The organism is Bacillus sp. FDAARGOS_1420 (assembly GCF_019344915.1).
Lineage (GTDB): Bacteria > Bacillota > Bacilli > Bacillales > Bacillaceae_G > Bacillus_A > Bacillus_A mycoides.
Window position 1 is genome coordinate 212,130 of sequence record NZ_JAHWJB010000003.1, and the last position, 19,553, is coordinate 231,682.

The window sequence follows — 19,553 nt, forward strand, 5'->3', positions numbered from 1 at the left end:
TATTAGATTTACAAATAGGGGTTCCACCCTATGCCCATCAAGCTAAGATTTTGAAGTATCCTCAAAACAAAAATATTATTATTTTACAGCTATATATATAAATTCAACTCATTTTTTGTTCTATGAAAAACCAATTTCTTGATTGCATGGCGATGTGCTATTGACCTTAATTGAAATTTAAAAACATCCAGAGCATCCATTAATCAGATACGATAAAGTACCTATGAAAATAGGTGCTTCTTTCTTTGCTATATAAAAGTTATATAATAAATAAGAAATTTAACCACGCGGAAAATTGTCATCCTCATATCTCACACATTGATTCATAATCAGAATAATTAAACAAGCGCTTGTTTAATTTTCCATAACTGTTTTCTTCATCATAAGTAAAAAAATATAAGAAAATTTCATTTACATATATTTAAGAATTATATTTAGTTACAATACGAAATTGATTTTCTTATAGTTAATTAATCCTAAATATAGGTCTTTTTGTAAGAATGCTACATTCTTCTTTATTTACCTATATCTATATTTTTTATAATTCATTTAAAGAACTTTTCATATTCCATAATATATCCGTATAGAGTAGCAGGGGAGAGAGGCGTCTTCATTTCGGATCTGGTGCAAAGGTTTCATTCATTTGAAAGAGGTATACAGATTACGTCCTTTTTTAGATTGATAGTATCAGATTAGTATGTCCAAGTTTTATAGATTTCTTGTACCAGAACCGTTAAATTTGTGCAAATCTTATCAGCATAATTCAGAAATAATTAGGTTTTATGTAACTATTAAATGACTATTTCAAGATTTTTTTGCTTGTAAATGTTGATAAAGTTCAGTTAATACAACAAATTATCGTCTGAAAAATTCATTAAATTCATTAAATTAATAAAAATATTAAAAACTACATTTAATTATAGGGATTAATATACATATTATATGCCACATTTTATACTGATATGAGGGGATAAGTTAACAAGTTGCAATATTCCGAATTTATAGAATCGATTCCAGAAATGAATATTATTATAAATTTCCGGAACTTGAATTGCATGTTAAGAAGTACTAATCTGTTAGGTATAGTTATTATTTACTATAAATAGAAAGGGGTTTTCGCTGTGACTGATTTACAGAAGTATTTGTTTTTAAGGTTAGGGATTCCTGTAAAGGAAAAGGTATTATTTGAAGACTTACCTGAAATTCTTTTCCGTATGGGTAAAATTCTACCCTATGAGAATTTAGATGTTATGGAACAATCTACAAAGAATATTTCTAGAGAGAACCTCATAGAAAAACTGCTTCTTAGACAACGTGGTGGCTTATGCTACGAACTTAATTCATTATTATATTACTTTTTAATTGATTGTGGGTTTGATGTATATAAAGTAGCTGGAACTATATACGATTTAAAAGATAAGAAATGGAAACCAGATGATGGTCATGTAATCATCATTATGACTCACGAGAATCAAAAATATATTATTGATGGAGGGTTTGCTTCACATCTTCCACTGTACCCTGTTCCATTCAGTGGAGAAATTATCTCTTCTCAAACAGGAAAATATCGAATTTGTAAACAGGACACTCTAAAAGGGACTTACATCCTACAAATGAAAAAAGGAAATAATGGAGAAACAGCTGATTTTCTTGGTTCTGAGCCTACAAATGCATGGAAAATTGGGTATACTTTTACTTTAGAAAAAATAAGTGAAGCAAAGGTGAATGAAATACAAAGAATTATTGTAGAACATAAAGAATCACCTTTTAACAAGGGACATATTATATGTAAATTGAATGACACAGGACATGTTTCACTTACTAAACAAAGTTTCACTGAAACTTGCAGAGGTAAAAAAATAAAACAATCTATAACCGAAGAAGAATATAATAAAATCCTTATAGATGTATTTGGAATAACGCAAGAAAAATATGTAGGGAAAATCCTAGAACGTGGCTAGTCTAAACTAATATTTCCCAAGAACAGTATTTAGATCAGTTGATTGTCATTGAGATGAAATATGTAAAAAACCCGAGCCGGATTTTCTTTAGAGTGGAAAAGCCACCAGTAATTGAAGCGAAGCCAATAAGTATACTAAATGAAGAAATCCCTAATAGTATCGAGTTTTATATTAAAAAGATGAACGCATATAAAGAGAAGAATAATAAAAGTATTCGTGAGTTAGCGAAAGAAATAGATATTTCGTATTCAACGCTCTCAAGAATGCTATCTGGTAAAAGAAAAAGATTGAACGATGGTACAAAGAATAAACTTGATAAGTAGATTGAAAGACAAGAGGTATTTAATTTATTGTAAATTATGACTTACTATATATAACGGCTATGGTGGAACTATGTATTTTTGTTTATCAGTTAGGTGATAGCTATAAAATAAGCGCGAAGATATTGGTGTAAAAGAATTAAATGATTAAGAAAGCCCTATAATTTTTTAGGTGCGAATGTATAGTAAACATGAAATTTCTAGTACATTTGCACCTGGAATTTATGACTTTTATACAACTTACTTTCTCAAATAAAAATATTTGCATACTTTTGAATAGAATTAACGTATTTGTGAGTGATTTTAAACACAAATCGGGTTCGCACCCCTAGTAGGTGCGTGGATTAAGACTGGTTAGATCCTTGATAATAATTTATTATGAGTTTGCGCATTACCCAAAATTCAACTCTCACTTACCAATGGGTTTTCGTCCTTCACAAGCTTGAGGAATAAGAATTCTTTTGTGTAATGCGTTAATATTAATTAATACTTCTTGAAACCTATTATGTTATTATGTAATATATAGGTATATTGTTAGTTTATTTGATTCCGTTTATTCCCACACCTTTTTGTGTTGTGGTTGAGTTGTAGAAGCAAGTTGCGTCTTGTTTCATTTATGAAAGGGCTTCTTTGAGCCGATTAGTGTATATATAGCTTATTTTGTTATGCACATATTTAATCGACTTGAAGAAGCCCTTTTTGTGTTGTTTTCAAGTTCGCAGGCTGGGTTATGAATCATAACAAATTACAAAATAGAGGAGATATGAAAATTAAAAAAGATTGTAGACACTTATGACTAGTACCAACAGTAGAGGAACATAAAACACGAATGGAAAAAAATCAGAAGTCATATGCTACACCAGCCATGTCATCTGAATCCAGAGCAAGAGTAAATCAAATGAGAGGTTGTTTTAAAGCTGAAATTATATTACCAGATGGTAAATTTTAATATTTTAAACCAGACACTCTTAATGAAAAGGAAGCCATTCACGAAATCGCATTATTTATTGAAGGCATCCAGGAAGCAAAAGAAAGCTATGTCATCCTATGGCGCTTTGTCGGGCAACAAAGTTTTTATCATGGTACAATCCTACGTAAGATGAAAGATTATTTATGTGATTACGAGGAAGTTGTTTATGAAACTGAAAAATAAGAAGGATAGAGGGATATAAATATGAAAAAAGATAACATTTGGACAGTAGTAGATGATCCAAAAGAGCAGGAGACGAGAGAGCAATCCCAACAGCCGGATGATATTTTTGCTGGTATAGATGAGCTAACGGAGATTACAGATGAAGAACTACCATTTTAAACAAGGCGAGGTAGTTTATAGAGGGTAAAAGGAAGAACTAAGTGATGTATATACTTGGATCTTCCTTTTTTTATTGTAAATGATGGACAATTCAAGTTCGATTTATTTGGTTAAATGAGAGGAGAAAATCATGTTTACAATACTTCTTATCGCACTAATTTGCTATATGTGTTTTGTTGTTTACAAAACAAGAAAAAATATGTTGATAGAAGAAAAGAAAAAAGAAAAAGGACCTGAACCGTTGGAACGACCTGTTTATTGGTGTCCGAGAGAAAATAGGCCTATTGGCAGGGAACAAGAACGTGTTACTGTTCCAACGAAAGAAATTACCTTAGAAAAGGATGTAGCAAATATATACGATTTAGTTGCAACATCGGTTCAAAAGAATCTGTGTGAAGAAGCGAGTAACAAATTAGAACAGGAAATTGAAGTTGTAGAAGCAGTATATGATATCCCCTTCCTGAGTGATGAGGATATACCGTTTCCAAGCGATATGGATACACCAGAGGAATTCTTAGGATATGAAGATACATTTCCAGAACTAGAACAGCTGCCGGTTTCAGCAGAAACAGAACTTATCCTTCCTGTTCAACAAGAAGTATCAGAAGTGCAGGATGTGAATGTGGTAAAGTGGACCGCAAAAGTGATAGAACGAGAACAAGGACTGACACGTGTGATGAATATGTCTAATAGGAAGCGCTATTGGATACATACAGAGGGAGAGATATTACCAGAAAATAAACTAATGTATATAGAATTAGAGGTTGATTCACCTTATTCCTATAAATTAGTTGGGTGGAGTGATAGACAACTAGGGAGTATATAAATCTATTTCCTAGTTGGTATTTTCTTAGTTATATAGCATTAAACACACTAGGTTCTCACTCATTTGTACAAGGATAAAATAATTTTTATTTTTGTACAAATGAGTGGGACAGAATGATTCACCATATAAGGATATTCGACTATAATGAAACATTGTACGTCATTGTAATATTACAATGTTTTGAGATTCAGGTGATTAACAGTCTTAGAACAGTAGAATTGAGAAATTTTCGTAATATTACAATGCTTTAAATAGATAGTATCAAATCATGAGTATTGTATGAAAAAATTTTTATCAAAGTAAATAGGAGTGATAATATATGGCAATCGATCATATAAGCAACAACGTAGTAGAAAAATTAGAACAAACGGTGCGCTATGAAAAGAAACAAATCCAGGTATTACGTGTAAGTAAAAGTAGTTCTAATACACACGCTTACATGATTTTTCCGGAATTCTCAGAGGTTAAAATTTCAAATACCGAACTGGATGAATATATAGAAAACCTATCAACAAGCGTGAAGTATGTCATTGATCGCAAGTTGAGTCAACAAGAAATTGAAAAACAAAATCATTCTTTCATTATGACGTGTACAGTTGAGGAAGATGGTGTGATTGATGATGAAACTCTTCATTTTAATACGACTTATGTCAAACCACCAACGATTGCAAATAAAGTATTTAAGTTAGTGTGTGGATTAGGCAATCGTTTAGATAGCTTAAAAGAGTTACATATTACAGTATTAAATAATAATATTAATCGAATTGAAATTGAATTTTATAATGAAAATGAAACATACATGGCAGTAGAGAAGGAAGAAATCGCGAATGCAATTATGGGAGCATATACAAAAGCAAATATCTATTACTCAGCAGATCTCTATTATGTTGCAGAAGGAAATCAAATCAAATTAAAGAGCGTTAAACCGAAATTAGCGGGTGATGTGTGATGAAACAAGAAAAAGGGATGATAGGAGTCTTATGTACGCTTGTTTTGATGGCTTTACTTCTTATCCCCTTACAAGCAGCTCATGCATCTGTAAAAGTGGACTTTAATGAATTAAAAGGGAATGATGTTTCGTCATCCTTTAAAGAGGGATTAAACAATCGAACCAAAACACCAGAGAAGGATGATTCATTCGGTTCATCATTAATACAAAAAATTGAGGGTATGTATGCACCTGCCTTTAAAGTAGGGGTAAATATCTTTTCTATCTCTTTCGTATTAGGCGTTATTGTAATGGTTATGGCATTAATTACGAAGAATGGTCAATGGATGAAGTGGGCGACAGGGAGTATGATCTTTTCATTCGTTAGTATGATGGCGATGAGACTAAGTGTGTACTTCTTATTCAGTTCCGATGTAGTTTCGTTTATGAACATCTTTACGGATTTTTTAGACCTGTTTAAATCAACAGCACTTATTTTTACACCATTTATGTTAATTGCAGGTATTCGTTTACGAAAAATTCATGAGAGTACGAAACAACCTGAGTATTATCGTTGGTCCAATCGTGTCATAACGGGATCGTGTTTACTTTGTATGTTAGCCGTACTCGCTCCATGGCTATTTGCGAATATGTAAAGAAACACATATAAGAGGAATGAAAAAGGTACTGAATCTATATTCAGTACCTTTTATCTACCCATATGATTTCTTCGTTCGTATTCTTCAAATACTTCCGGTGATATAGGAGATAATATGCCACTTAGATATACAGCTGTATATAAAAAGTATTGTTCATCTTTTGTTCGAACTGTAAGAGTGCCGTGTTCCTCGTTATTGGGGATAATTCGTTCAATTTTCAGTTGTTTTTTGTCGCAAATAATTGCCTTGATTTTATAGACGTTATGTATTGGTAATCTTTCGATATACAGATAACTACGCTCTAACAGATAGAAAATGAGTGCCATTTGTAGAATGAACACAATTTGTAGTAGAGCTGGTATGCCTGCAAAACAGACAAGGAAAATAGAAACTAAAATAATATTTAACTTCGAAAACCATTTCTCGTATTGCTTCATAGAAAGAATACTTTTTTTCGTTTGAAAGACTTGGAATCTCGTTATGAGGAACAGGATCGTAAAGATTCCTTCATACATAAGCCAAGTATGCCATTCCGAATTAGAAAGATCTAGTACTAAGTATATGATGCCGGTAAAGATAAGGATTGGTACCAGATGTACCAGGCTAAATAAAATCGTATGTTCTAACATTCTTTTCTTGTAGAGGTGATTAGTAATTGAATCCAAGTTTCTTAACTCCTTCTGCAATTTTCATGATGACACCACCAATAAGTAGATGGTATTCGCCTATTCCTTTTTCGTTTACATACCAGCACATATAGTGCCTAATACCTTCTTTTGCTCCATGATCATGTAAAGGGAAAGGAGATGCGTATTTTTCAGATGACATATTATTATCACCGAAAGGAACCTGTCCTGCAAGAGCAAAACGTTTCTTTGAATCGTTTACAATCCAACAACCATAATCTGCTGTTCCATACCATATTGCTTCTTTATGAATCGGATCAATAGAAGGTTTTGCTGGATAATTTTCAGCTAGTATTTGTGCTTTTTCATCACGAAGTCGTTGATGAATATGTGAATTCAATGGATCTTCCGTTCCGATTTCATAGGTTTCCTCAAAATTCCCACACTCATAAGGGATAAGGGGATTATTTGAATCAGCTGCTAATTGTAGACTGCAAGAATCCACTTTTGAAAGATAGTATACACAGTCTTTGCAGGTAAAAAGGTTTGAAAAAGCTGAATCTGTTTCTTGAACTGTTACGGTATTATCTACTACAAGTTTTAACATGTCTATCACAATCCTTTTTAGGCTAGTTCGTAAATTAATATAGACGTATCATATCATGCTTATAATTAAATGTAAATATTTTCCAAATAAAAATAACCTTATTTATTTTGAAAGGATTGTTTGTTTTGAAAAGACATCGAGAATATATCGCTTTACGAAATTCCATTTTGATAGGTTGGTTACTCACACTTATCGTTATGGGCCTGTCAGTCTATTTTTCTTCCATTGTGTATTTATTAATCGGATGTTTCATTTTGTCGCTTAAATATGGATTAATGGGCACCATAAAGAATGTGGAAAAACGTTTACCAACCTGGGCTAACTTTGGTGTCATTGAAAAGCCAGTGAATCGAAGGGTGACAAGACCCTTTCAATTTCGGGGTGGGCTCATTGTTTCATTAGCGTTAGGATTCGTAGAGATGGTGATAAAAGGCCTATGTATTTCATATTTTATTTTAGGATTAGAAACACATGTATTCCGTTTAATGCGCAGAAACGCAAAAGTGTAAAAAGAAAGGGAGGATTTCATTATGAAAGTATTAATATTTGAATTAGTTCTCATTGCGATTCTGATTCCATTGAATAGCATTGTAAAAAAACATGTACCTAAATGGAAAGGGAAAGCCGGAGAAAAACTGGTGAAACGTATATTAAGTAAATTAGATCTTGAAAGTTATTATGTGCTACATGATGTGACGGTTCATACGGAGTATGGTGATACAATGCAAATTGACCATATTGTTATTGCGGAAACAGGTGTATTCGTTATAGAGACGAAGAACTACGAGGGCTGGATTTATGGCAGTGAGAAATCAGCAAGATGGACACAAGGTATTTTTAGAAAGAAACACTCTTTTCAAAATCCATTTCGCCAAAACTATAAACATATAAAAGCAATCGAATGGGTGATGGAACAACAGCTGCCGTGTATCTCTATTGTAGCGTTTCATCCGAAATGCAATCTAAAAAAAGTTAATGTACATTCAAAAGATAAACATATCTTATATTATTACAATCTGAAGAAATGTATTGAATCTTATACAGACATTCAGTTAACAAAAGAAGAGGTCCAGCATATCTATCAAACTATATTGCGAGCAAACATTACCGATAAAGATATTGAGAAGAAACATGTGGAATATTTACATAATAAGTTCGCTAAACAATAAGAAAATGGAGAAAGAGACATGTTATATGTAATAGGATTTTTAGTGATTTTCATAGTAAGTATTCATCTTAACAAGAAGTATTACAAGTTAAAAGGGAATCCAAAAGATTTTGTGATGAAAAAGAATGATTAAAGATATATTTGTTTAGTGACAATAAAGTTGTTTAATTTACAGTATTAAGACCTAAATCAAAAAAAGTCATAAAAAATAAGGAGTGATACATATTAGTCATTAACTAATATGTAACTTCCTTTTATATGTTGATCCAAAGAAAGTAATTGAAATATTGATTTAAATCCATATATTATTATCAGCAGTTAGTTTGGAATTAGTTTCACCAGTGTTGACTACACCTTTAGGCTCTACCAGCATTATATGGCATTCCTTTTCAGCATAGGTCTTATGCTCCACACCTTTTGGTATCACATACATTTCTCCTTTGGAAAGTTTAACCTGTCCATCGCGGAATACGATGGACATCTCGCCGTCTATCACGATGAATACCTCATCGGTGTCTTTATGATCATGCCATACAAAATCTCCTAGAATCTTAACTAACTTAAACTGATAGTCATTCATTTCACCAATTACTTTGGGCGACCAGTGTTCACTGAATTTGGACAGTTTCTCGCTTAGATTAATAGCATTATAATTGATATAAATCCCCCCAGAACTATTATTACCCTTATTTTACAACTTTGATAGATTAATTACTATTTTGATTAAGGTCTCGAAATTTTCTGAAAATAAATATAACTATTGTTTTTGATACATATTAATAAAAGCACTTCACCATTTCTCATTTAATATAAGCATAATGCACTTTTAATTTTTATAATAGTCAGAATTATTAAGTTGATGATTCGGGGTCTGTACTCCTAATTTAGCTTTTGGAGAATTTATAACAGAATCATCTAAAAAATCGAAAAAACCAGGAACTTCTAAATCATTAAGTATACTTATTTTTTCAAATATCTTCACTTTAATCTCTTGCTCTAAATCCTCTCTTTCTTGATAAGGTGTATTTTTTAAACATTTACTTATTTTAAGATTAAAGATTTGTAAAATTCCCTCATAATTATAATTACTTATGTTTTTATCCTCGAATTTTAGCATTTATTATTTCCCCTTATATTAATTTTGATTTGAGTTTTTTTAAAGCCTTTTTGTGATTATAAGAAATGGTTTGCTCTGATTCCGATAGAATCTTTGCAATTTGTTTATTGTTATATTCACAAACATAATATAACTCCAGTATTTTTAACTGTTTTTCTGTTAATAGATTGAGACCTTCATATAATAATTTATTTGTTATATGTTCTTTTAAGTGAAGTTGATTTTCTTCAAATTGTTTAGAAGTTAAATCTACTAAATCATTATTGATTAATTCCAAGAGAGTTGAATGACTATCCTCTTCATTAGTAATTGTTTTATCCAAATTTAATAAATATCTATTTTTATTAAGGGAGACTTTTTTATCAAAATCTATTGAATAAAAATAAATTAAATTACTAATATAACTTATTATTTTTATTTTTTTAAAATGAATTTTAAAAGCGTTATCTACTAACTGTTTATTTTCAGTTGTAGGATGCTCGACTGCTTTTAGTAATAACGAGTAATTCTCTGAATTTTCTAGGAAACGCTGTAAAATAGGTTCCTTTAATTTATTTTGATATTTACTATGGAAAATTGCTAACGATTTATTACTCAACAAAAAAACCTCCTAATATTTAAAAATATATCAAGAATAGAATAATAGTTAAGGTATATAAACATATTAATAAAAGAGGAATGAAAGCTGAAAAATCAAAAAAATAATTTATTTTTAAATTTTATAATTATTAATTTTCGAAAATATAATTTTAATTCTTTAATAATTCAAAGTGAACAAAAAAGAACATACGTTCTTAACTATTCCATTATTATGCCACTTTTCCATTAAAAAGAAAAGGTTTTTAACTGTGGATTGAATGATTTCAAAAGATTTCAAAAGATTTCAAAAGATTTCAAAAGATTTCAAAAGATGCTAGTATGGGTGATTTTCTATGTAAAGAAAGCGCATTCAATTAAAATAAAGCTGTATTTCAAAATTTATAAATTGAGAGAAGAGAACTTTGTTTCTCTTTTTATATTTAGGGGGGATGAGTATGAGGAAATTTGGAAATCAAGATTGGATTGCATGAAGAGTTTAGGTAGTTTAAAAGATAAGGAGGTAAAAGATGGATCAAATTAATGTGTTAATAAAAACTGTTGTAGCTATCTTTGGAGCTTTTTGTGGATATTTTTTTGGAGGATGGGATGCTATATTGAAAATTCTAGTGATATTAGCAGTTATTGATTATATTACAGGAATTATTGCTGCAGGATATAAAGGAGAGTTAAAAAGTAAAGTTGGTTTTAAAGGTATTTCCAAAAAAGTTGTACTTTTTCTATTGATTGGCGTGGCAGCACAATTAGACTTTGTCCTTGGAAGTAATAGCGCTGTACGTGAAGCAACAATCTTTTTCTTTATGGGAAATGAATTACTTTCTATTCTGGAGAATGCTGGGAGTATAGGGATTAAGTTACCGACTGTTTTAACAAATACCGTTGAAATCCTGATTGATAAAGAGAAACAAGAAGATAAAAAAGGAGATGTTTAATTAATGGGTAATATTGTAGATATTTCAAAGTGGAATGGTAATATTAATTGGGACAAGGCGGCCCCACAACTAGATTTAGTTATTGCTCGTGTACAAGATGGTTCAAATTATGTTGATCCTATGTATAAAGGATATGTGAAATCTATGAAGGATCGTGGAATTCCATTTGGAAATTATGCTTTTTGCCGCTTTGTATCTATCAATGATGCTAGAAAAGAAGCACAAGATTTTTGGGAGCGTGGGGATAAAGATTCGTTATTTTGGGTAGCAGATGTTGAAGTAAAAACGATGGGAAATATGCAAGTAGGAACAAAAGCTTTTATCGATGAATTACGTAATTTAGGTGCCCAAAAAGTTGGTTTATACATTGGTCACCATACTTACGAAGCATTTGGCGCAGCTAATATTAATTCTGATTTTATTTGGATTCCCCGTTATGGGAGTAAAAAGCCAGATTATTCATGTGACATCTGGCAATATACAGATTCTGGAGAAGTTGCAGGTATAGGAAAATGTGATATGAATTATCTTATTGGGGATAAGACATTATCGTGGTTTATTGGTTAACTTTTGCTCTTTTCTTAATTGTAATTTCTATATTCTTTAGAATTTAAGGGATTTATAAAGTGCCCAAATATTAAAATTCTAGTTATCAAATTCTATTACAAAAAATTCAGGTGAATTTAAGATAAGTTCTAAATCTTGGACATATTGGTACTGATAATCTGAATATTATCTTATTAGCGGTACAACTTAAGGTTTCGTTATTTGTTGGAAATGATAGAAGAATGAAGTTTGTCGATTGCTCACACCACCGTTATATGTTGGGTACATCAATATGGATCTGAATTAGATGAGAGAATAAGGTGTCATCTCAGGACAATAAATAATTCTAGAGAGTCGATGAAGCGTATGTGAAAGTAAAAGGCTAATGGATGTATTTATATCGAGCATTCGATTCAGAATGAAAAATCATTGATTTTTACCTAAGTGAATTAAGAGATAAATAAGCAGCTAAGCGCTTTTTTAGAGAGTCTTGGCTGCTGATTCCTATATTTGTAAACTTAGCGTAATAACAGTAGATAAGAACCTTGCAATCTTGTAACAATTTAAGAGTTGAAAGAAGAGGAAACTATGCCTGAAGGCATACAACTAAGTCAAGTTAAATATCTCGATAATAGAGTAAAATAAGATTAACGTTTTATTAAGAAACGTGTATGTTCTATGTCTCTATCAAACTATTTTTGCACAAGAACCTTTTTATTCAACCTAAATTCTTTTAAATTTCTTTTAGTTATGCTACTTTCTTTTCACTTAATAGAGTAAGAGCTTAATTTATTTAATGGTTTGTTTACATAATATTTATTTTCAATCACATTAGCAAATTAAGTTCATTAATAAGAAAAAGGGAGAGAAATTATAATGGCAGAGACACAGGGAGATCCAGCAGTATTTGAAGTGCAAAAATGGGTGAATTCAGATTATGGAAATATCGCAGGTTTTCAACTAGCACCTTTAAATGGTAAAACAGGTTGGTCAACTGTTTATGCTTTAACAAGAGCCCTTCAAATTGAATTAGGTATTACTGAGCTTGCAGATGAATTCGGAGTAACTACAACTGCTAAATACAAGCAGTGGGGTGAAATGTCACTAGGAAATGTTCCTACGGATGCAAAAGGAAAAGCGATTGTTAAAATTTTAAAAGGTGCTATGTATTGTAAGGGATATAATCCAGGTAAATTTGATGATGTTTTTGATGAAAGAACAAAAAATGCAGTTGTAAGTTTACAAAAAGATGTTGCTCTTCCAGTAACTGATGGTAAAGTATATGCCTATATTTTTAAAGCTTTCTTAACAATGGATGCTTATCGTCTTACTCCAGGCGGAGATGCAAAAATACGACAGATTCAACAAGATTTAAATAATAACTATTACAAAACATCTGGTGTTCAACCAACAGATGGTCATTATCAAGCAGGCACAAATAAAGCTTTACTGTTCGGTTTACAGACAGAAATAGGAATCCCTGCAGATGCCCAAAGAGATAGGGTTGGTCCAGCAACAAAGGCAGGGTTACCAATTCTAAAGGTAGGTAGTTCAGGTAGATTTGTTACATTATTCCAATACGCTTTATATTTTAATGGTTATGATTCTGGTTCATTTTCAACAACATATAATGCGAATATAGAAAGTGCAGTTAGAGCATTCCAAGAATTCATATTACTTCCTAAAGATGGTATTGTAGATAAGTCAACTTGGTTATCAGCATTAGTTAGTACGGGGGAACCTGATCGAAAAGGAAAGGCTTGTGATTGTATAACAGAAGTCACTTTAGAGAGAGGGAAAGCTTTATTTGATGCTGGTTATGAAACTGTAGGACGTTATCTTACTAATGTTCCAGGTGGTTTAAATAAAAAAATAAAACCAGGTGAATTGGAAAATATTTTTGCTGCTGGATTATCTGTGTTTCCAATTTTCCAAACTAATGGTGCAAAGGCTTCATATTTTAATGCAGACCAAGGTAAATCGGATGCAAAAGCAGCATACGCTGCAGCGCAAGAATATGGATTCCCATATGGTACGACTATTTATTTTGCAGTTGATTTTGATGCATATGGGATAGATATTACGGATAATATTCTTCCTCATTTCCAGGCTCTACATGCACAAATGCTTGAACTTGGTGGATATTATAAAGTAGGTGTTTATGGAGCTCGAAACGTATGTATTCAAGTTTCAGAGAAAGGTTATGCAAAAACAAGTTTCGTTAGTGGAATGTCTATAAAATTTAGTGGGAATTTAGGATTTCCATTACCAAAAAACTGGGCTTTTGATCAAATTTCAACGATTACAGTTGGATCAGGTAGTGGTGCTATTGAGATAGATAATAACATTAAATCAGAGCGGGATAATGGCGTTTCTATAAAAGAAGATAATGGTAGTACTATTTCCTTTACAAATCAACTTCTTGAAATGTCGAGAAATGCGTATCATGATGAACTAGAAACTGATGCCAAACCTGATAAGACCTTCACGAGTTCAGGAGGCTGGGTATTACACCAAAAACATAGAATTGATACTAATGGTTTTGATGCATTTGTGTTTAGAAAAAAAATGCCCACGGATTTAACCAAAACACCCAAATATGCATATACAGTTGCATTTAGGGGTACACAAAAAGAGGAACTTAATGATATTTTAGAAGATTTATACTCAGTAGTGGGGAATTTTGGAGGTCTTCAAAGTCGTAGCGCTATTGATCTTGTTAAAAAATTAATAGAGACTGATTATAAAATGATAACTCATATGTACTTTACAGGTCATTCACTTGGGGGATACTTAGCACAATGGGTACAAAGTGAAATAATTGATGGAACTTTACCTTGGCTGGATTCATTCACAGTGACATTTAATGCGCCAGGTTTTAATAATTTCAAATTACCTATAAATTTTTTAGAATTTCAAAAAAAAGTAGATTATAAACTTTCCCAAAATGAAAAACACAAATATGATAGCCTTATAATTAATCATCGTATTTCGGAAGATCCTATAAGTCGATTTGGAAGTAAATTAGGAAGATTGAATGAATATGAGGCTAAGAAGGGAGATTCCGGTCTAGAATATTATCATAGTCTAGCTCGCTTTAAAGAATTAAATTTAAAATAAAAATGATTCTAATAGGAGCACTATATCGTTCAAGGAAAATGGAGGGAATTTCTTTTTGTGAAAAAAAATTCTATTGTTCTCCACGGTCGTTTGTGGTTGAATCTTTGCTTGCTACCACTCTCTGTTTTTATAGATGGATTGGCAACAGATTCTCCAGACAGTATACGGTATTTGACTTGTGGGAAGAATTTTTCTCTATTCAAGGAATCTCTCTTATCGTATTTATTATGGGCCTCCTTATCTTATTTGTAATAAATGATAAAAATATTATATTAATTTATAATAATGCTGTACTTATGTAAGAATAAGAATGTATTTACATTTTATTAAGTTGGTATCTAAAAAGTTAAAAGGGCAGAAAATAAAAATGATTTTTAAAATGCTAAGAAAATAGGGAATTGAAAAAAACAGCTATATTGTGCGAATTTTGCACAATATAGCTGTTTTTTCGTGGGTATTTAACTGGAAATTCAAAAATATAAACAAAACTGAACTTTACTATTTCCTTTTGGTTACAAGAATGCTGGTACTAGGGCAACAATAAAGTTTTTGAGAAAAGTTAAATTTTGATAAATCGCATAATTTATCATTTATGTAATTTATTATTCGTAAGGTGAAGGATATAATTAAAGGAATATTTTAATAATAGAACTAGATTTTGTAGTAGAATAGGTTTCATAGTATGAATGTAAAATTTAAAGATGGGCTCAATGAATCATATACTTATAGAATTTGAAAAGATTTTTAAAAAAATTAATTATCTGTATTTCAAGACAGTAATGCTCCAGACAGTATAGGTGAAAACGTCAAGAACTTAAATGATTTAAGGTTCACGTTATATAAAAGTTAAAGTATATGAATAAAGAAAAGAAGGCTTTGAGCTACGCTGCACAACCAAAATCATTTTTTACCTAAGGAGGGATTAGATGGAAAGAGTGAAAAATGTAATATTGTTAGTGGTATTTTTTTTATTTTTGAGTGGTTGTAATCAAGTTAATGAAGATGAGGTACAAAAATATATAAAAGAAAAACACGGAATTGATGTTGATGTAACAAATATGAGCCCTTTAAATGAAAATAATATGGGACATGCATACCATACTGTGCAAGCAAAGAACAATAAAAATATTCAATTTCGAGTAGAGGTAGATGGTCTCTTTTATTCATCCATAAAAAGTGATGAATACAAATATGGAAAAAAAACATATGAGGCATATCAGAAATTCCAACCTACTCTAGAAGAAATCAAAAAGTTAGGGTACGTGGAAACTGAAACTGATAACGCTCTTCAATATTTGACAGATAATAGAGATTCAGATGTAGGAAAACCAACTAATGAATTATTATTAACTCTTCAAATGAGTAACGAGATGGACTTTAGCCAATTTGAATCAGTAGAATTAGATCGTTTATATACTCTATTTCAACTCATCCAGAAAAATAATAAAAAGATAACAGAACTTGAAATCAAGGATTATAATGGCAAATCTTTAGGTGGACCTTTTAAAAATGTGCAAAAAATGATAACAAAAGAAGAGCTGTTACTAACAATGAAAAAAACGATGAACAATGCCATAGACATTTATTTGGAAAATTGGATTAAAAATCATACAAAAATAGAAGAGAGATTAATTGCAATTCAAAACAATCGTTTTGAATTAAAAGGTATTACTTATTCGAATTTGGAATATGTGGATGTTCGAGGATATAAGGTGAATTTAATTATTAATACCGATAGTAATGAATTTGAAAATAATCCCCTTGTAATTAAAGATTTAATTAAGGTAGCCACAATCCTTAAAGAAGAACTATATAATAAAAAATTTCAGATATATTTACAAACTAAGAATAGAACAAGATATACACCCTGGTTATCATCAGAAGAAATTAAAAAAGCTATTAACATCGAAGAAATTGTAAAAGAGCGATATCCTAAGAATTAAATTTAAAGTACTTTTGCTGTTTGCTATTTGATGTGAAAGCATGATATTTCGATTTGTTCCGCCAGCTTGTAAATTACGGTTCTGTTGTAAAGTTTCTTAACAGGTAGAAAGTTAGAATAAGTATAGTTGAATCTGATTGAAGAGGGAGTACGACATCATCTTAAATTAGGGGTACAGACCAACCTAGAGTTTTATTACACCCCTAAAATGAAAAAATACGCTATTCTTTCTGTAGAATCATAGGAAAGGATGGCGTTTTTGTATGTCTATTTCTGTATCTGATGAATTACAACTATTTGCTCAAGAAATTCAAAACTTCTTATCTCCAAATTTCTTACGAGATCTTGCTAGAAATGTTGGTTTTGTGCAAAGAACCAGTAAGTACCAACCAAAAGATTTAGTCGCTTTATGTGTATGGATCAGTCAAAAAGTCGCTAAAACCTCTTTAACTCATTTATGTAGCTGTTTAGAAGCATCAACGATTTAATGCCACAGCCGTGCAATTCCTACAACAAGTGTTAGCCGAACTTCTCAACCAAAAGTTATCTTCAACTAAGATGCTCATTTCTCCATACGCTTCTATTTTCAAACGTATTCGTATCCTAGATTCAACTGCCTTTCAACTTCCCGATGTATTTTCATCTGTTTATCCAGGTGCAGGAGGATGCAGCCATACAGCTGGGATGAAGATTCAGCTTGAGTATGATTTATTAAGTGGACAGTTCCTACATATTCATACAGGCCCAGGTAAACAACATGATCGAACCTATGGTTCTCTATGTGCCCCAACTGTGGCAGCGAATGATTTATGTATCCGTAATTTAGGTTATTTTCACTTGAAAGATCTTCAACATATACAAGATAAAAAAGCTTACTATATCTCTCGTATTAAATCAAATACACGTATGTATCAAAAAAATCCCACTCCTAATTATTTTCAAGATGGAAGAATCAAGAAAGGTACAGAGCATATACAGATAGATATGCAGGTCTTAATGAACTCTCTTCAACCAGGACAAACATGTGAAATATCTAACGCTTATGTAGGAATGACTGATAAGGTACCAACCCGTGTGATTGTTCATCGACTAACCAAAGAACAACAACAAAAACGATTACAAGATCAAACTGTAAGAGAAAAAAAGAAACAATCTCGCTTATCATTGACGTTACATGAGCTTAGCTTGATAGCGATGTGGCGGGACCCCTATAGGTTCTAATGAAATCGTTGTGGGTGCAGGTGTTTGCGTTTGAGCTGGTTCGGTAGAATGAGGATATTGCAGATCAGTAGGTATATCTTCTTTGGAATTGGTCGTTTCGTTTCCTTTTCGTTTTAAATTCACTATTCTTTGCGTCGTAATTTCATGTTTTTTATATAAATCATAGAGTTTACTTTTATATGTTCCTAATCCTTCTAAGATTTCTTGGCTTAAAAAATGTTCCTTTCAATATTGCAGGCGCATTTTTTGGTCTTCAGCAGGAAGCGCTTCTAAAGAAGCCAATGCCAAGAACGTGTTAAGTTCTTCAATTTTTATTGTTCCTGTCAATGAAAATCACTCCTCTAAACATGGTATGGTGTATAGATTCTATAGAAAAGAATGATTCCCTCTGAAAATAATCGTATAGACCATTATTATTTTGAGGATTCTTGAAATGACTCTATGTCATAATTTTTACAGTGACAAGTCTCTTCTATCGTTATCTTTTTCGCATCTTACAAGAGCCATCATTCCTAATGTTTGGGATGATGGCTCTTGTTCTATCCAATGTGATTTATCACGTAGTTCAAAAGATATAGAGTAGCGTTAGCATTTCTTATTATATAAGAAGTTGTAAATAAGTATTCCAAAAAGCTAATTTTAGGAAGTGTTTGAGAATTTTGGTTGCAAGTGAATGTTATGAAAACTTCACTTGGATTTTTCATCTGATGTTACAACATCGGTTTCAAGAAGTATTCGCCTTTATTTAGTCAATTTGTCTGTAACAAAATACTGTATCAAAAATAATTTGTCACAATATAAAACTGCTACCTTGTTGTTACATGGACTGTTTATTAATTGATATTTTCTGTCTTATTCCCCTTTTTCGGGGAATGGGCATAGTTATCCTTATACGACTCATTTGTTCATTTCAGGATTCTTTTTTTTACTCCATCCTACAATAGAATTCCCTGAAAAAGTAAACTCCCTTGTTAAGACACTGTGAATATAGGCTTCCTCTTCTTCTTGTGTCAAATGGGAAAAGGCTTCTCCTATTTGTCCATATTGTAATCCCCAAATCTTATTATGATGTGGAACTACATTTGTATAATCCCCTTTTTCCCAGCTCTTTAAAATCTCCTTATAGGTAACTTCTGATAAGAATTTATGATGATTCACTATATGTTGTAAGCTTTCAATCCGTTCTTGTGTAATTAATAGAAATCCAAATTTCTCTTCAGCACCTATTTTTTGATGGGACATTTCATGTAGAACCTGTTGGACTTCTTTTTCTTCCCATGTTCTTTTCACATTAAATTGACTATTCTTCAAAGAGTAATTCTCATTTTTTAACCTAACCGCATCTTGAAAAAAAACTTGGGCATCCACTAATATTGGTTCTTTTTTCTGTTCCATGTTTTGAGAATGATCTATACTTGAAGTTTTATATATATTCTCCAATTCATAACCACTCATATAAAGTACGCCAATCGTTGCTCCTACACAACAAATGAACAACACACAGACTATGCTTCCCCATTTTATTAATTGTTTCATCGTCTCCTCCTATAGATTGTAGTAACTTTGCAAGTCCTTTTTGAATTGAAGTGAAAAAATTACAATTACAATTATAACACAATGGACAGAATAGAAAGAATTTTATGTATATTAATCGGTATTTCATGTTATAAT

At 31.5% G+C, this 19,553-nt stretch carries 16 protein-coding genes and 5 pseudogenes; 15 read left to right on the forward strand and 6 right to left on the reverse strand.

Annotated features, from left to right (window positions below; all coding sequences use genetic code 11):
• Positions 1–1,121: 1,121 nt before the first annotated feature.
• The 7 genes and pseudogenes from I6L50_RS30040 to I6L50_RS30070 all read left to right on the forward strand — a co-directional run bounded on the left by I6L50_RS30040 (position 1,122) and on the right by I6L50_RS30070 (position 6,003).
• Positions 1,122–1,961: an arylamine N-acetyltransferase family protein gene (locus I6L50_RS30040; protein WP_016096770.1), complete on the forward strand. Its 840-nt coding sequence runs from the start codon at positions 1,122–1,124 to the stop codon at positions 1,959–1,961.
• 95 nt (positions 1,962–2,056) lie between these two features.
• A pseudogene (locus I6L50_RS30045) lies at positions 2,057–2,284 on the forward strand (helix-turn-helix domain-containing protein); the annotation flags it as partial.
• Positions 2,285–3,110: 826 nt separating this feature from the next.
• Positions 3,111–3,434: pseudogene (locus tag I6L50_RS35115) on the forward strand (DUF6018 family natural product bioysynthesis protein).
• A gap of 21 nt (positions 3,435–3,455) precedes the next feature.
• Positions 3,456–3,593 (forward strand): hypothetical protein, encoded by a 138-nt coding sequence (locus I6L50_RS30055; RefSeq protein ID WP_219303888.1) that lies wholly within the window; start codon positions 3,456–3,458, stop codon positions 3,591–3,593.
• A 130-nt stretch (positions 3,594–3,723) separates the two neighbouring features.
• The gene (locus I6L50_RS30060; RefSeq protein WP_219303889.1) at positions 3,724–4,419 is read left to right on the forward strand and encodes a transposase; all 696 of its coding nucleotides are present in this window, start codon (positions 3,724–3,726) and stop codon (positions 4,417–4,419) included.
• Positions 4,420–4,738: 319 nt separating this feature from the next.
• The gene (locus tag I6L50_RS30065; RefSeq protein ID WP_219303890.1) at positions 4,739–5,368 is read left to right on the forward strand and encodes a hypothetical protein; all 630 of its coding nucleotides are present in this window, start codon (positions 4,739–4,741) and stop codon (positions 5,366–5,368) included.
• Positions 5,368–6,003 (forward strand): hypothetical protein, encoded by a 636-nt coding sequence (locus I6L50_RS30070; RefSeq protein ID WP_219303891.1) that lies wholly within the window; start codon positions 5,368–5,370, stop codon positions 6,001–6,003. Before I6L50_RS30065 ends, I6L50_RS30070 begins: the two co-directional genes overlap by 1 nt.
• Positions 6,004–6,056: 53 nt before the next feature.
• Here I6L50_RS30070 and I6L50_RS30075 read toward each other — a convergent pair whose 3' ends face one another.
• Positions 6,057–6,671 (reverse strand): hypothetical protein, encoded by a 615-nt coding sequence (locus I6L50_RS30075; protein WP_219303892.1) that lies wholly within the window; start codon positions 6,669–6,671, stop codon positions 6,057–6,059.
• Entirely contained in the window at positions 6,655–7,239 is a 585-nt protein-coding gene (locus I6L50_RS30080) for a hypothetical protein (RefSeq protein WP_219303893.1), read from the reverse strand. The genes I6L50_RS30075 and I6L50_RS30080 overlap by 17 nt, the downstream gene beginning before the upstream one ends.
• A gap of 125 nt (positions 7,240–7,364) precedes the next feature.
• Here I6L50_RS30080 and I6L50_RS30085 point away from each other — a divergent pair, with 125 nt between their 5' ends.
• Both I6L50_RS30085 and I6L50_RS30090 read left to right on the forward strand, forming a co-directional pair.
• Entirely contained in the window at positions 7,365–7,748 is a 384-nt protein-coding gene (locus I6L50_RS30085; RefSeq protein ID WP_219303894.1) for a hypothetical protein, read from the forward strand.
• A gap of 21 nt (positions 7,749–7,769) precedes the next feature.
• The gene (locus tag I6L50_RS30090; RefSeq protein ID WP_219303895.1) at positions 7,770–8,408 is read left to right on the forward strand and encodes a nuclease-related domain-containing protein; all 639 of its coding nucleotides are present in this window, start codon (positions 7,770–7,772) and stop codon (positions 8,406–8,408) included.
• A gap of 291 nt (positions 8,409–8,699) precedes the next feature.
• Here the strand turns inward: I6L50_RS30090 and I6L50_RS30095 are convergent, their stop codons facing one another.
• The 3 genes from I6L50_RS30095 to I6L50_RS30105 form a co-directional block, all read right to left on the reverse strand.
• The gene (locus tag I6L50_RS30095; RefSeq protein ID WP_219304049.1) at positions 8,700–9,065 is read right to left on the reverse strand and encodes a cupin domain-containing protein; all 366 of its coding nucleotides are present in this window, start codon (positions 9,063–9,065) and stop codon (positions 8,700–8,702) included.
• A 168-nt stretch (positions 9,066–9,233) separates the two neighbouring features.
• Positions 9,234–9,524 (reverse strand): hypothetical protein, encoded by a 291-nt coding sequence (locus tag I6L50_RS30100; protein WP_257475433.1) that lies wholly within the window; start codon positions 9,522–9,524, stop codon positions 9,234–9,236.
• Positions 9,525–9,537: 13 nt separating this feature from the next.
• A complete protein-coding gene (locus I6L50_RS30105; protein ID WP_219303896.1) occupies positions 9,538–10,122 on the reverse strand; it encodes a sigma-70 family RNA polymerase sigma factor in 585 nt (194 codons plus the stop codon).
• A gap of 508 nt (positions 10,123–10,630) precedes the next feature.
• Between I6L50_RS30105 and I6L50_RS30110 the strand changes: the two genes are divergently transcribed.
• The 6 genes and pseudogenes from I6L50_RS30110 to I6L50_RS30130 all read left to right on the forward strand — a co-directional run.
• Positions 10,631–11,053 carry a phage holin family protein gene (locus I6L50_RS30110; RefSeq protein WP_098675597.1) on the forward strand — a complete coding sequence of 141 codons (423 nt, stop codon included), beginning with the start codon at positions 10,631–10,633 and terminating at the stop codon, positions 11,051–11,053.
• Positions 11,054–11,056: 3 nt separating this feature from the next.
• A pseudogene (locus tag I6L50_RS30115) lies at positions 11,057–11,617 on the forward strand (glycoside hydrolase family 25 protein); the annotation flags it as partial.
• A 180-nt stretch (positions 11,618–11,797) separates the two neighbouring features.
• A pseudogene (locus I6L50_RS35120) lies at positions 11,798–12,310 on the forward strand (IS6 family transposase); the annotation flags it as partial.
• Positions 12,311–12,475: 165 nt separating this feature from the next.
• On the forward strand, positions 12,476–14,719 hold the full coding sequence (locus I6L50_RS30120) for a glycoside hydrolase domain-containing protein (RefSeq protein WP_219303898.1): 2,244 nt from the start codon (positions 12,476–12,478) through the stop codon (positions 14,717–14,719).
• A 926-nt stretch (positions 14,720–15,645) separates the two neighbouring features.
• On the forward strand, positions 15,646–16,662 hold the full coding sequence (locus I6L50_RS30125; RefSeq protein ID WP_219303899.1) for a hypothetical protein: 1,017 nt from the start codon (positions 15,646–15,648) through the stop codon (positions 16,660–16,662).
• 262 nt (positions 16,663–16,924) lie between these two features.
• A pseudogene (locus I6L50_RS30130) lies at positions 16,925–17,861 on the forward strand (IS4 family transposase); the annotation flags it as partial.
• 918 nt (positions 17,862–18,779) lie between these two features.
• Here the strand turns inward: I6L50_RS30130 and I6L50_RS30140 are convergent.
• Complete coding sequence (locus tag I6L50_RS30140; protein ID WP_219303900.1) at positions 18,780–19,418, reverse strand: DUF6241 domain-containing protein; 639 nt, start codon at positions 19,416–19,418, stop codon at positions 18,780–18,782.
• Positions 19,419–19,553 lie beyond the last annotated feature (135 nt).